This window comes from Pseudohongiella sp., assembly GCF_011050365.1.
Classification (GTDB): Bacteria; Pseudomonadota; Gammaproteobacteria; order Pseudomonadales; family Pseudohongiellaceae; genus Pseudohongiella.
Genome location: NZ_DRFV01000003.1, coordinates 144,714 through 158,784, shown reverse-complemented (window position 1 = coordinate 158,784; position 14,071 = coordinate 144,714). Strand labels below are relative to the sequence as shown.

General features: G+C 56.7%; 12 protein-coding genes. 4 read left to right on the top strand and 8 right to left on the bottom strand.

Annotation, left to right across the window (positions count from 1 at the left end; translation table 11 throughout):
* Positions 1 to 1,533, bottom strand: a complete 1,533-nt coding sequence (locus tag ENH71_RS03750) for a glucan biosynthesis protein G (protein WP_294133394.1) — start codon at positions 1,531 to 1,533, stop codon at positions 1 to 3.
* Between the two features lie 263 nt (positions 1,534 to 1,796).
* Here ENH71_RS03750 and ENH71_RS03745 point away from each other — a divergent pair, with 263 nt between their 5' ends.
* On the top strand, positions 1,797 to 4,010 hold the full coding sequence (locus ENH71_RS03745) for a TonB-dependent receptor plug domain-containing protein (protein WP_294133391.1): 2,214 nt from the start codon (positions 1,797 to 1,799) through the stop codon (positions 4,008 to 4,010).
* Between the two features lie 15 nt (positions 4,011 to 4,025).
* Here ENH71_RS03745 and ENH71_RS03740 read toward each other — a convergent pair whose 3' ends face one another.
* From ENH71_RS03740 to serB, 3 genes are all read right to left on the bottom strand, one after another.
* Positions 4,026 to 5,030 (bottom strand): alpha/beta fold hydrolase, encoded by a 1,005-nt coding sequence (locus tag ENH71_RS03740; protein ID WP_294133387.1) that lies wholly within the window; start codon positions 5,028 to 5,030, stop codon positions 4,026 to 4,028.
* Positions 5,031 to 5,253: 223 nt separating this feature from the next.
* The gene (locus ENH71_RS03735; protein WP_294133386.1) at positions 5,254 to 6,285 is read right to left on the bottom strand and encodes a hypothetical protein; all 1,032 of its coding nucleotides are present in this window, start codon (positions 6,283 to 6,285) and stop codon (positions 5,254 to 5,256) included.
* A 114-nt stretch (positions 6,286 to 6,399) separates the two neighbouring features.
* Entirely contained in the window at positions 6,400 to 7,611 is a 1,212-nt protein-coding gene (gene serB, locus ENH71_RS03730; protein ID WP_294133383.1) for a phosphoserine phosphatase SerB, read from the bottom strand.
* A gap of 169 nt (positions 7,612 to 7,780) precedes the next feature.
* On the opposite strand from serB, the gene ENH71_RS03725 reads away from it, so the two are divergent.
* Positions 7,781 to 9,499 (top strand): amidohydrolase, encoded by a 1,719-nt coding sequence (locus ENH71_RS03725; protein ID WP_294133381.1) that lies wholly within the window; start codon positions 7,781 to 7,783, stop codon positions 9,497 to 9,499.
* Positions 9,500 to 9,542: 43 nt separating this feature from the next.
* Here the strand turns inward: ENH71_RS03725 and ENH71_RS03720 are convergent, their stop codons facing one another.
* Together ENH71_RS03720 and ENH71_RS03715 are read right to left on the bottom strand one after the other, a co-directional pair.
* Positions 9,543 to 10,133, bottom strand: a complete 591-nt coding sequence (locus ENH71_RS03720) for a YbhB/YbcL family Raf kinase inhibitor-like protein (protein ID WP_294133378.1) — start codon at positions 10,131 to 10,133, stop codon at positions 9,543 to 9,545.
* A 76-nt stretch (positions 10,134 to 10,209) separates the two neighbouring features.
* Entirely contained in the window at positions 10,210 to 10,398 is a 189-nt protein-coding gene (locus tag ENH71_RS03715) for a CPXCG motif-containing cysteine-rich protein (RefSeq protein WP_294133376.1), read from the bottom strand.
* A 144-nt stretch (positions 10,399 to 10,542) separates the two neighbouring features.
* Here ENH71_RS03715 and ENH71_RS03710 point away from each other — a divergent pair, with 144 nt between their 5' ends.
* Entirely contained in the window at positions 10,543 to 11,271 is a 729-nt protein-coding gene (locus ENH71_RS03710) for a YiiX/YebB-like N1pC/P60 family cysteine hydrolase (RefSeq protein ID WP_294133373.1), read from the top strand.
* A 10-nt stretch (positions 11,272 to 11,281) separates the two neighbouring features.
* On the top strand, positions 11,282 to 11,920 hold the full coding sequence (locus ENH71_RS03705) for a biotin transporter BioY (protein ID WP_511060008.1): 639 nt from the start codon (positions 11,282 to 11,284) through the stop codon (positions 11,918 to 11,920).
* A 66-nt stretch (positions 11,921 to 11,986) separates the two neighbouring features.
* Here the strand turns inward: ENH71_RS03705 and ENH71_RS03700 are convergent, their stop codons facing one another.
* Both ENH71_RS03700 and ENH71_RS03695 read right to left on the bottom strand, forming a co-directional pair.
* Complete coding sequence (locus ENH71_RS03700; protein WP_294133368.1) at positions 11,987 to 13,108, bottom strand: zinc-binding metallopeptidase family protein; 1,122 nt, start codon at positions 13,106 to 13,108, stop codon at positions 11,987 to 11,989.
* Positions 13,109 to 14,071, bottom strand: a complete 963-nt coding sequence (locus ENH71_RS03695) for an alpha-E domain-containing protein (protein WP_294133365.1) — start codon at positions 14,069 to 14,071, stop codon at positions 13,109 to 13,111.

Genomic DNA, 14,071 nt, shown 5'->3' with positions numbered 1-14,071 from the left:
TCAGTTCCCTGTCCAGCGATAGAGCCATGTCTCACCGATGGGCTGGCCCTGCAATACCGGCTTGCCCCGGATTTCGATCAACTCGGCGCCGCGTGGATCGAAGGTGACGATGAAGCGTGCACCGTCGAGGTGATTGGGTTGAGCAATGGTTTCCAGCACGGTGCCGGCACTGACCGTTACGTCGAAATTGACATCATTCAGGTTGATGCCTGCAGGCAGGTCACTGTAGTCAATGACCATTTGCGGATGTGGTTGCGCCAGTTTCAGGCCGTAAGCACTTCGGGTCACCCGTCCGAACCCCTCAGGCAGAGGCCGCTCGTCCGGCCAGCTCATATGGTAAGCGAACCGGAACGGTTCACCCGGCACCAGAGGTGTAGCGGGCTGCCAATAGGCAACGATATTGTCATTGAACTCCGATGGTGTCGGAATTTCCACCAGTGTCACATGACCTTCGCCCCAGTTTCCCACCGGCCGTATCCACGCGGAAGGCCGACTGTGATAGTTTGCCTCAAGATCCTGGTAATCCTCCAGCGAGCGTTGCCGCTGCATGAGGCCGAATCCTTGCGGGTTGTAATCCATGAAGGCGCTGATCTGCAACGCACGCGGGTTGTTCAGTGGGCGCCAGATATACTCACCCTTGCCATTGAGGATGGCCAGGCCATCGGAGTCGTGCACAGCGCTACGATAATCAGGGCGATCCGAGGTATCCATACTGCCAAACGTATACATTGAGGTCAGCGTGCCGATACCAATGTGACGCAGCTCGCTACGAGCGAACAGGGTGGCCTCAACATCCATCCTTGTCGGAGCACCAGGGTAAATACCAAACCGGTAGGCGCCGGTCACCCGAGGACTGTCGAGCAGGGCATGGACAACGATACTGTCCGCCCGTGATGAAGGTCGCTCGATCCAGAACTCACGGAAGATGGGGAACTCTTCCCCGGTCGGTTCTGCTACATCAATAGCAAGGCCGCGCGCGGACAGGCCATAGGATTGTCCCTCAGATACTGCGCGGAAGTAGCTGGCGCCCTGAAATACAATGAACTCATCCTGATAGTCTTCGTTGAACGAATAGTGCAGACGAAAACCTGCCACTTTGGCAATGGACGCCAGTATTTCACCGATCTCGTCAGAGACTCCTTCAAACGCGTCCTCATCAAGCGGGATGGGCAGCGCCCTGGCGTTCTCCACGATGGAGATATCAACGCCGGTGTCGTACAGACTGCCGGGGGCAAAGAATTCAATGGAAAACCGGGTGGGTGTTCCGCCCCAAATGGCAGCACCTTTTCGATAGCGGATGCTGCGATATTGATCATAGTTCAATGACAGCAGTTCGTCGGGCACGGCTTCCAGCGGTTGAAATCGGGTTTCAGCTAATGCGCGTGCGGCTTCAATAACCACATTGTGTGAGAAGCGTGCCTCCTGGGCTGATGACCCGAAAGGCAATAGCAGCAGGACCAGAGCGGCAAAAAGCGCAGGGATGCCAGTGTTTACAGCACTACTATAGGGGGAGGCGGGGAGCCTTAACTGCATGATTCACTCCGTTTGAACCGTATTCCGAGTTTGGCGTCGCTAAGGTAACAGAAATGCAAGAATTAACTATGGGCCGGATAAAATAATCCTGTCCGACGTGGTCTGACCTTTGACTATAGACCGTATTCGGGGTGTTAAACGTTCACACGGGGTTACGCTGCGATTGTCGGTCCGGATGACTGGGGATGTCGTATTTGTTATGTTCGTCAGATGTTTAAGTCAATTATCAGGGTCACGGAACCCAGGCACAATCGGGGAGAGACATGAGAGCAGTCACAAAACTTAACGCAACATGGCTGCTGACGCTGGTGTCGTCAGCAGCCATGGCGGGCAAAGCGCATCAGACGGCAACGACACAGGATGCAGACAGCGCGGGCAGTCAGCAAAGCCCTGCACTGTCGATCGTCGAGACCGAGCCCAGTGTTGATGTCGATGACGTTGATAGCTCTACCGTTGTGTATCCGGCGACATTCTTCGAGCCCTACAGTCCGGTTTCTGCCAACGACATGCTGGATCGTATTCCCGGGGTCGATGTGGACGGTGGCGGTGGTGGGGGACGCGGCCTGGGCACCGGCGGCGACCTGCTGATCAATGGGCAACGTATTGCCGGCAAAGACAACTCTCCGCGCGCCCAGCTCAGCCGGATCCCGGCACAGGAAGTACTCCGCATCGAAATTATTCGTGGCACCTCGGGGGACCTGGCTGTGCGCGGTGCCGGTCAGGTGGTCAATATTGTGCTTACCGATGTTGGCAGCCGCGCCAGCACGTCGGCGGAGCTGGTTGCCCGCCTGAACCACGATGATTTGTTCGAAACCGGTGCGGAAATTTCACACAGCCGCCAGATCGGTAATTTTCAGGCGCTGATCAGCGCGCTGGCGCGGCCCAACTATGAAAACCGCGAAAGCCGGGAAACCCAATTGAATGCCGCAGGACTGGTCGTCGGCTCACTGTTCGAAACCAACATCCGCGATCAGGATATAATGGAGCTCAGTGGCAATACCAGCTACCGGACGGGTTCGCACCGCATGCAACTTAATGCGTTGTACAGTGACTCGGGGCATCCCCGGCGAATTCGGCGTGAATTCCTTGAGTTCGGCGACAATGAGACTGTGGCCCGCACTGAAGCTGAAGCTATCGCCAATGATCATTTTAATTGGGAAGTCGGCGGCGACTACGAGTACAGCTTTGCCAATGAGCACCGCTTGCAAGTGTTATTTATCGTCAATGATCAAACGCGTGACTCTGTGCGCGAACGCTTTGCTGTCACACCGACAGGCGGTGGCGCCGTGCCGCGCGACAAAAATCTCTACATAGAATCCAATCAACGCACCCGTGAGCGTATTGTTCAGGGCAATTACAGTTTTCCTCTGGGCGTGAGCCAGGACTTGCGGATGGGTCTTGAGAGTGCTGACACCCGGCTCGATTCCAGCCTTTTTATTGGTAGTTCAGGCGGTTCGGCGCCGGCCTCGGATCGCTATGGCGGACTGCCACCGCTGCGCGATATCTCCAACCCCGGCACTGAGGTGCAGGAGATCCGGTACGAAGGCTTTGTATTCCACAACTGGACACTCAGCGATCGGATGACCCTGGAAAGCAGTGTTGTTTATGAGAGTTCGGAAATCTCCCAATCCGGTGTGGTCAACAACAGCCGCCGATTCAACTTTGTCCGGCCGGGCGTGGATTATCGTTTCAATCTCACTGAGTCATTCCAGATCCGCGCGACTATTGAGCGTGATGTGTCGCAACTGAGCTTTGCCAACTTTGCGGCCACTGCCAATAATTCTGATCGTGATCAGGACGCTTCTGCCGGAAATCCAGAGCTGGAGCCGGAACAGGAGACCCGCTACGAACTTGGTTTTGAATATCGCCTGCCCAATGACAATGGGGTATTGAACACGCGGTTCTTCTACCGTGATATCGAAGACTATATTGGCAGGATCAATGCGACCCGTGATCCGGCGCAACCGCTTTCTGCTGTCGGCAATGTGGGCTCCGCGCAACGTTGGGGCGTGTTCAATGAGTTCAGTACGCGGCTGAGCTATTTCGACTTGCCTGATGCAATCGTGTCAGGGGAATTGCGTGTGTTTGATTCAAGTATCAGCGATCCGTTTCTGGGGACCGATCAACGCATCAATCGCCGTGGTGACGCGTCACTGGCGTTCCGTCAGGATGTCACCGAGTATGCACTTAACTACGGCATGGAATACAACTATCCTTTTCACGGCGGCGAATACGAAATAGATATCACCACGGTGACCCGCAATGACCAGCAGCCATCGCTGAACATGTTTGTGTCCAAGGTGTTTTTTGACGACATTACCGTGCGTCTGGAGTCCGACAATACCCTGGGTCAGTCACGTTGCCGTGAGCGCCGCCGTTATGACGGTACTACCATCAATGGCAATATCAGTGAAATTGAGGATTCCTGCAGCAGCCGCTATCGTCGCCTGACCTTGCGGGTGCAGACGACGTTCTGAGCGTTGTCAGCGCTATTACTCTGACAGAAACTCAAGCAGCGCCGGATAGAATTCAGCGGGCTTCTCGAAGAACGGCATATGCCCTGCCTGTTCGATCAGGTGCAGGCGTGCATCGGGTATGTCTGCTACCACTTGCTGTGCATCTTCGCGAAAGCTTGCGCCATCCTCTGCCCCACTCAGGAACAGTGTTGGCGCCTCGATATGGGGCCGGTCATACACAGTAGGGTCCTGATACAGCCACTGGGAATTGAGTGCCAGCACCTTGGCCAGCCGTGGCCACTCGCTGCTCAGTGTCCAGCCATAATTGATGTTGATATAGCGTTCGAAGCGCGGGTCCCAGGTTACGAAATAACGCTCGAAGTTGCGACGAACAGCTTCATAGTCGCGGTTGTCGCGGCGTGATTCATAACTGTCCTGCAAGCGCGTCCAGCCCCTGCCCATGCGCCAGTCAGTGAGGGCAATGGGGTTGACCAGCACCAGTTTTTCAGTGGTCTCGGGATAGGAGAAGGCAAACCGTGTGGCCATTACGCCGCCCATGGAATGGCCCAGTATGATCGCTTTTTCAATGCCCAGTTCATCCAGCACAGCATGGGTGTTTGCTACGTGGTCGTGCAGACTGTAAGGCATGATGGGTTTGGAGGAGCGACCGAAACCTATCTGATCGGGTGCGACGACACGGTAGCCTTCAGCCGTCAATCGTGCCATGGTTTCGCCCCAATACTCCGCATACCAGTTCATGCCGTGCAACAACACCACGGTTTTTCCATTTGACCGGCCCTGCGGCCGGGCATCCATGTAGGCCATGCGAATATCATTGCCATAAAGTGTCAGCTCAAGCGTATGCACCGGATAGGGGTAGGGTACATCTTCCAGATTGATACTGGTGGCTTGCAAATCCTCCGGGGCCTGGCGGCGCTCCTGGGCAAGTGCCGGGTTAAGCGCGAGCAGTGTCAGCAGCATTCCGGACAGAATCTGGATAATAAGACTACGGTGCACCAGTCGGCGCGGAATTGTTGTCATGATTTCCTCCATTGTAAAAATACGCGAGTGGCGTCCAAGCCCCGTACCATACGTCAGCTCGGTGACAGGCGCCAGACATCCATTGCCGGGGTCAGGTACCGGAATCTGGATTAACGACTTGAGTGGGGAGTGATTGCGAAGGTCTCAGCGGGCCAGCAAACGTGATACGGATCACCTTCACTGGCCAGCACATCGACAGCAAATACAGGGTTTTAGTGACGCTTTACAGCTCGCCCGCAGCCTCGGCCTCAGCACGTCGGGCTCCTGCCAGAATGCCGGGCATGGCATAGTTGCCTTCGTGACAGGCATATTCGTACATGGGGCCTTCAGTGGCATGATAACTCAGCTCGGCTGTCCACGGCTGGCTGTACAGGTTGTCATCGTCGACGGTGAACTGGTAGACAATCTCTGTGTCCGAATGGCGCATAAATCGTTCAGTAATCACGCCATCTGCAGTGATTGGCACCGAACTTTCAGCAATTTGCAGGGGATTAATGTTGATGGTCTCCACCACCAGCCAGCCGTCTTCGTACCAGCCTCGTGAGTCGCCGAACCACTGGTTCAGTTCCGTCGGGCGGGCATTGGCGCGTGCTTCCTCAGCGCTGTCATACAGCGGAATGATACGGGCGTCGTGGTTCATCTCGACCAGAATGGTGAAGTAATCGTCGGTCTGCACGAACTGATAGGTGCTGTTGTACAGCGTGCCCATCATGCCGGGTCCGGCGGTATTACCGAAACCGATAAAACAGCGCTCTGACAGTGGCAGTGCTTCCGGACCATCAGCGTTGCCCTGGCCGGTGACATAACGTGCCCCAAAGCTGCGGGCAATCTCTACTTTCGGGGTTTCCAGTCGTGGTACACGACCGTTTTCCGGGTCGATAACGTAGGAGGTACGGAACTCGCCCTTGACCAGTGCCAGATTGGAGCCGGGATCGATCCAGAAGTCATTGTAACCTCGCAGTCCGAAGTCGAAGCTGCCTGCCGGTGGCGCCTCGCCACTGCTGGAGTCCGCCGCATCAACTTCGTCAATGGGCAGGCCCGCAACCGAGGTGTTGGCCACGATCATCTGGGCTTCCTCTGGCGTTACCACCAGCTGGTCCACGCCTTGCGGGCGGTTCAGGCTGGTCAGCGACGCATTGGTCCACAGGCCGCTTAAATCGGGGCGTTCTGCGTCCTGGGCGCTGAGCGTTGATGCCATCGCCAATGACAGGCCAAGCAGGGTGTATTTAGCGACGTGCTGACGTGCCTTGATCATGTCCGGACTCCTGATATTGTTCAGTTAAGCTGTAGTCGTTCTGATCCCAACGGTATCCCTGTCGACCGCGCTTGTAAAGTAGGTTCAGATCGGTTGTGACAAAATTGAACAAATTCAGAAGCCGTCACGGTCGCGAAAACCGAGCAAATACAGAATGCCGTCAAGGCCCAGCGTAGAGATAGCCTGTTTGGCAGATTTTTTGACCAGCGGCTTGGCACGGAAGGCCACGCCCAGACCCGCGATAGACAGCATGGGCAGATCATTGGCGCCGTCACCCACGGCAATGGTCTGTTCCAGGCTGATGCCCTCGCGTTGCGCCAGCTCGCGCAGCAGATCGGCTTTGCGCTGGCCGTCAACAATGGGTTCGACGACCTCGCCGGTGACCTTGCCATCGATGATGGGCAGGGTATTGGCATAGACGTAGTCGATGCCGAGCGTTTTTTGCAGGCGTTCAGCAAAATAGGTAAAGCCGCCTGACAGGATGGCGGTTTTGTAACCGAGGCGGCGAAGCTGGTTGATCAGGGTTTCAGCGCCTTCGGTCAGCCGGAGCTGCTCTGCAATCGTTTCCAGGGTGGACTCGGGCAGCCCCTTCAGCAACGCCATGCGCTCCCGGAAACTGGCCTGAAAATCCAGTTCGCCGCGCATGGCACGCTCGGTGATGGCGGCGACCTGATCACCAACGCCGGCGGCCTTGGCAAGTTCATCGATGACTTCGGCGTCAATCAGTGTGGAGTCCATATCAAAGACCACGAGGCGACGGTTGCGCCGGAAAATACTGTCCTGCTGGAAAGCGATGTCGACATTCAGCTCTTGGGCAATGGTCAGAAACTCAGCGCGCAGGGCGTCCGCGTCTTCCGGTTCGCCACGGACAGAGAACTCGATGCAGCCTTTGCCCTGATCATCGGCCAGCCCCAGCGCCATGCGGCCGGACAGGCGGTCAATGTGATCGATATTGAGGCCGTGCTGTGCGGTGATGGAGCTCACGCGGGCAATATGGTCGGCCGTTACCCGGCGCGCCAGCAAGGTGACGATGTGACGCGATTTACCCTGGCCGGTAACCCATTGCTCGTAATCATCTGCACTCACCGGCGTAAAACGCACCTGTTGGTCGAGCTGGGACGCGCGTGTACGCACATCATCCAGCACATGGGATTGTTCGTGCTGGGTATCTATGTCTACCAGAATACCAAATGACAGCGTGTCATGGATGACAGCCTGGCCGATGTCCAGAATGCTGACGTCGGATCGCGCCAGTATGCCGGTAATGGCAGCGGTCAAGCCGGGGCGATCAGGGCCGGTAATGTTGATCAGGACAATCTGTTTCAAGGTCAGGCGCTCCGGAATCCTGGGAACTGCGACTGGGGGTCGGCAACGTAAGGCGCGTATTGTACCCGTAAAAGTGCATCCCTCACAGATGCCGATGCATTGCCCAGTCTTGCAGCATGAGCAAAGGCAGGTATACTCCGGTGCGAATCAATTGAACGGAATTCCCGCGATGAACAAGCTAGTCCTTCTTGCCTTTGGTGTCAGTGTGCTGGCAGCTGCCTGCAGTGATAACGCATCAACGACCGCGCCCGCCGTGGTTGCCGACGATGAGCCCTGTCTGCAGGCCGATCTCGTGCTTCATAATACGACTGTCTATACCGCCAATGACGCTCAGTGGACGGCTGAGGCCGTAGCCAGCAGGGATGGCAGGATTGTATTTGTCGGCAGCAATGCCGATGCCGAAGCTTACATGTGTGGCTCCGCCAATGTCATGGACATGGCGGGCAATACTGTTTATGCCGGTTTCACTGACAGTCACCAGCATCTCGAAGGCGTAGGGCGCCGAACCAAGACTCTGAGTCTGTTCGGCATTGCCACCCTGCAGCAAACCGTGCAGACCATTGAGCAGTGGGCACAGACCATTCCCGAAGGCGACTGGATTCTGGGTCGCGGCTGGATTGAGCGTGAATGGACCGATGAGCGTCGGTTTCTGAACAAGGCCGACGTCGATTCATTTACTGCCAACAAGCCTTTGTACATGCCGCGAGCGGACGGCGTGTCGGCGTTGGTCAACTCGCGGGCCCTGGAACTGGCAGGGGTGACACGTGACACCCCTGATCCGGAAGGTGGCCGTTTTGAACGGGATCTGGACGGCAATCCGACCGGTTATGTGCTGGCCAATGCCATGAACGTCTTCCGTGATATTTTGCCGCCGGAGACCGACGACTATCTGAAGGACAATCTGCTGCGTGGTCTGCAGGCGAATGCTGCCATGGGCTGGACGCAGACCCAGGACGCAGGTATGTCCTATCGGCTGGTGGATCTGATGAAAGAGATTCACGCTGAAGGTGATATGGCGCACCGTATATACGCGGCCATACCCATTGCTGAGGCCGACGAAATGCTAGAGCGCGGGCGTGAAACAACAGCAGACGACATGTTTGATGTGCGTGGCATCAAGGTATTCATAGACGGCACTTTGGGCTCTCGTGGCGCAGCCCTGATCGAAAATTATTCGGATGCCGACCACAACGGTTTCATGAATCGTACCACCAAAGAAGAATTGGTGCCGGTGCTGCACGCTGCCTTGCGACAGGGTATTCAGATTGAGACCCATGTGATCGGGGACCGTGCCGTACGCACGCTGCTGGATTGGTATGACGAGGCTTATGCGGCAGTGCCACGCAATGAATGGGCCAGTGAGGACCTGCGCTGGCGCATGGAACACGCTCAGATTATTCCGCCCAGTGACCAGCAACGTTTTGTTGACCTGGGCGTGCTGCCATCCATGCAGCCCAGTCACGGTATCGGTGACCTGAATTTCGCTCCTGATCGGCTGGGCCCGGATCGCCTCGGTTACGCTTACCCCTGGCAGCAGCTGGTGGAGCAGGGCCTGATGATTCTGGGTGGTTCCGATGCGCCGGTGGAAGCCGGCGATCCGCGCATCGAGTTTTATGCCGCCATTACCCGCAAGCGTCTGGATGGCACCGATGGCGCCGGCTGGCACCCGGAGCTGGCAGTCTCGCGTGAAACTGCGCTCAAGATGTTTACTTTGTGGCCAGCGCACGGGGCGTTTCAGGAACACCTGCGCGGTTCAGTGGAGGTCGGTAAATATGCTGATTTCACTGTGTTCAACCGGGACTTCATGACGGTTGATCCCCAGGATATTCTGACCGCACAAACGGTGCTGACCGTGGTCGGCGGCGAGGTCACCTATCAAGGCAGGTGACTGCCAACGGCGGTCGCTGTGCTAGTGCTGCTGAGCGCGCGAGTCACTGCGGGCGATTGAATCGCCCCATGTAGACTGACTTGCCCAGCACATGCCCGTCCATTGCCGCCATCACCGCATCGCGGGTTTCCAGCGGATCGTCTGTCGCACCGATGTTCAGTTCGGTGTCCAGCGCATAAACCTCAAACAGGTAATGATGTCTGGGGCGCGTGGCCGGTGCACCGGGCCCGCGGTAGACGCGACCGGTGGCGCTGATCTGGGAGGCACCATTGGGTAGCTGGTTGCCTTCGGGCTGGTTTTCCGCCAGCCCGTCCACTGTGCCGGGGATATTCCACACCACCCAGTGCACCTGGGTGCGCGTGCCGCGGTTGGGCGCAAAGTCCAGATCCATCATGTTGATGACAAAACTGCGGGTGCCCTCCGGCGCGTTAACCCAACTGAGGGCAGGCGACGTTCCGCCACCTGGTCGGGCATCTTCTGCGGCCTGCGAGAAGCGCACCGGTATGTTACCCCCGTCTTCAAAGCCGTCGACGGTGAGGACAAAGTTACCCTGCGCCTGGACAGTGGAGCTGAAAATCAATGTCATGGCGAGTAGCGCCATGAATCCCGTGAGCGAACGTTGTCCTGCAAGCATGCTGGCTCTCCTGGTGTAATTTGGTAAGGGCTGTGAACATCAAAAGATGGGGCACTGTCGCAGGACGGATGACGTATCAGTCGTCCTCGGATCTGGCCTCAACTGTCTGCAGCTCACCGCCATCGGCATAAACAGAGATTATGATGGGCCGACAACAGACGCTGCAATCTTCAGTATACTCCTGCTCCGTGACCGAGCAGTCAACGACAACCTCTATGGACTCCCAGCAGTATGGACATTGCAGAGTGGCAAGTTCAGTCAGCATAGCGATGCACCTCCTGGTTTTTGCTAGGTGGCAAGGACCCAGCGAGTTGTTGGAGCCTTGCGTGTAAGAATGCCATAATCCAGACCCTGACAGCGTAACAATATGAACCACGCTGAGTCACTTCAAGCACGAGATTTATGCATTATGGAATCCATCCCACGCGCGATCGGGCGCCGACTGGCCGCCTACCTGAGTAAGCCCCGCCCGGGCTATGAACGCCTGAGTCGCCTGCCATTGCAGGATATCATGGATACGCTGCAGCCAGCCGACATTGTGCTGGTAGATGGTAACAGCCATATCAGCACCGCTATCAAGTACCTGACCCAGTCAACCTGGTCGCACGCCTGTCTTTATGTCGGTGCCGAGAAGGCGGACGTGGAGCAGCCCAGCTTGATAGAAGCTGATCTCAATGATGGCGTCACTCAGGTGCCGTTGCGCAAATATGAGCAATTCAACCTGCGTATCTGCCGCCCGGTAGGGCTAAGTGCTGAGGACAAGGCCTCCATCATTGCGTTTGCCCGGGCCAGGGTAGGACATGTTTATGACCTGAAGAATATTTTTGATCTTGCCCGGTATCTGATCCAGAGTCCCGCCGTGCCGGTCAGGTATCGTCGGGACCTGATCACCTTTGGTAGCGGTGAGCCGACCCGGGCCATCTGTTCAACGCTGATTGCCGAGGCATACCAGGAAGTTGGCTATCCGATCCTGCCGGAATTTATCAGGGTCGAGAATAAGAAGGGAGAAGCAGTTTCCATGGCGCGGCATTTCACCCACTACGTGCCCGGAGATTTTGATCTGTCACCTTATTTTAGTATCATCAAGCCGACCATTGAGCACGGTTTTTCCCTGAGTGCTCCGCCACAGTCGGAATAAGTATGTGTCCATGATATTTAATCCGGCTGACCGGGATCTGACGCAGCTTGCCGTTCAGATCAACTATTGTGTCTCTTGTACAGGCTGTCAGAGCCAGGTCAAACATTTTATGCAAAACGCAGTGCTGTTAGTATTGTTTAGCGTGTCAATTTTCATTGGCACTATTTTCGAGTTTCCTCTTCCCGGAACCACGATCATGCAGACAGGGCAGACCATCGCGGTCCTGTGCGCTGGCGCTTTGCTTGGCCCGCTATTGGGGGCCGCCAGTGTAGGGCTGTATCTTGTGCTCGGTATCGCCGGCCTGCCAGTATTCAGTGAAGGTGCCTCTGGCGCGCAGGTGCTGTCAGGTCCCAGTGGGGGTTACCTGATAGGCTTCGTGATCGCGGCCGGGGCAATGGGGCTATGGCGTAACGCCGGGCTAATGCGAACGCCCGTGACGGCAGTACCGGGCATGCTGCTCGGGCACGTTGTTATCCTGGTGTGTGGATGGTCATGGATGAGTGTTCTCATGGGGCCCCAGGCAGCGTACGAGAATGGCATTGCACCGTTCTACCTGGGTTCTTTGGTAAAATCTGTGCTGGCAGCCCTGCTGGTACTTGCCATACAGCGGCTGGTGCCCGGTGGGCGCAAAGAACTCTCTCAAGAGTAAACGATTGCGCAGTGCATCATCAGGCCCGGCTTGCTGGCGTGAGTGGACTCCAGTTGGATCAACGTCTTATTTTTTTGTTGCTACCCGGTGCACCAAATACAGCTTGCGTAAGCTCTCCACGGTCAGCACAAAGGGATAACTGTCCGGTTGACCCATGCTTCGCGCCAGTACATTCAGCACGCTGCTGAGTCGCACCCAGCGATTGACCATGTCCAGGAATGAGTCGGGGTCGGTTTCGCTGTCGGTATTATCGACAGGGAACCTGTTGTCTTCCAGTCGGTTCCGGGTGAAAGGGTCGGTTTGTATGGCGATGGTCCTGGGATTGATGCCAAACTCTTCTGCGGCGTTTAGGGTGTCGGTCATGTGAAGGTAGTGCGCCCAGGTTTCTGCCCAGTCTTCCCAGGGGTGGGAGGCGGCATAACTGCTGATGTAAGTTTGCTGCCAGTTGGCGGGCGGGCCATTCTGGTAGTGCTGCTGCAAGGCAGTGCCGTAGTCCAGACGTTCGTCACCAAAGAATTGGCGGCAGACGGTCAACCAGGGCGTGTCGCGGACCAGCAGGTCCCAGTAATAGTGACCGGACTCATGGCGGAAGTGGCCGAGCAGTGTGCGGTAAGGTTCGTGCATCTGCTGGCGTAGCTGCTCGCGGTGGGCAGGGTCGGCTTCCATAATATCGAGTGTGATGACGCCGTCTTCATGTCCGGTCATCACCGGCGGCTCCCCCTGTTGCCAGCGCAGCAGTTCGAAACCGAGGCCGCGGTAGGGATCAATGTTGCGATTGTTGACTGGCAGTCCAAGAATTATAAGCTGGGCGATCAGTTGACGTTTGGCACCTTCGCAGGTCTGCCAATACTCGGCATTGTCAGCCTGGCTCAGGTCGGGGATGGTGATGTTGAGGGCGCAGGCGGTGCACAGAATGCCAGTGCGCACGTCAGTCACGAGCCAGTTACACTGCGCAGGGGAGTGGAGGTTGGCGCATCGGGCATAGCTGCGACGGGTATTGGTGTCTTCGCCGTGAATGTACCATTGCTCTTGCGTTTCGGCGGGTTCCAGGCTTATTACCTGGCCAATATTGGGCTGATAGGCCACCGCAGCGCCGCAGCGCAAACAGACTGAGTTGTCAAAAAAAAGCAGTTGGCCGCACTGACATTGATGAACATGCCCGTATGATGTGCCTGTCAATTTTTGCACCTATTCGCTCTGCTGCCGGGAAATTTCTGTCGGGCCGTCGAAATAGGTTTGTCGGATGGCTTCATGCAGGTCGGTAAAATCGACCTGAATTTCATCCACGAAAGCGTGAAGTCGATCCGGCTCTGCCGCCAGTACCGCGATTTCGGCATCTGCCAGGTGCTGGCGGCAGGTTTCCACTTCGTTAAGCGCGGTTTCGTTGCGTGGCAATGTCAGCAAGGCATTAGCCAGCCGCTCCAGGCTGCAGGCAACTGCTCGCGGAAAATTCCGGTTCTGCAGCAGAAAGCTTAGCACGTCCGGCCCGCGAATCCGCAGGCGCACATGTTGGCGATACATCTGGTACCCGGTGAGTGATTTGAGCACACTCATCCACTGCAGGTTTTCAAACGGGGTCAGTTCGCCCGGACTGCGTGGCAGCAGATTGGCGGAGCGCACATCAATAATACGGGTGGTCATGTCGGCGCGCTCCAGCTGGCGGCCAAGCATCAGGAAAGTGCGTACCTGGGTGTAGCTGAGCGAGCCCTCAATCAGTCCGTTGACGGTCTGGCAGCTGTGAATGACCCGGCGCAGGAAAGCATCGCGCTTGCGCGGCGTCACACCGGATTCGACCAGGTCGCGCACGCCCAGATAAAGCTGGTTGATCTCTTCCCATATTTCGCGCGGAATAACATCGCGCGTGGTCCTCAGATTTTCACGGGCCGCAGACAGGGAGCTGATGATGGAGCCGGAATAGCGTCGATCGCTGCAGATAAAGGACAGGACGCTGACTTCGTCACGGTTGGGGTACAGCTCATCAAACAACTCGCCGTGTCCGGTAATGGCGATAATCTCCGACCAGCCCAGCTGTGTGGCACGCGGCAGGTCCAGCATCAGGTTGCTGTTAACGCTCAACAGTCGTGCGGTGTCTTCGGCACGTTCAATATAGCGTGCAAGCCAGTAAATATTTTCTGCAACACGTGAAAGCAT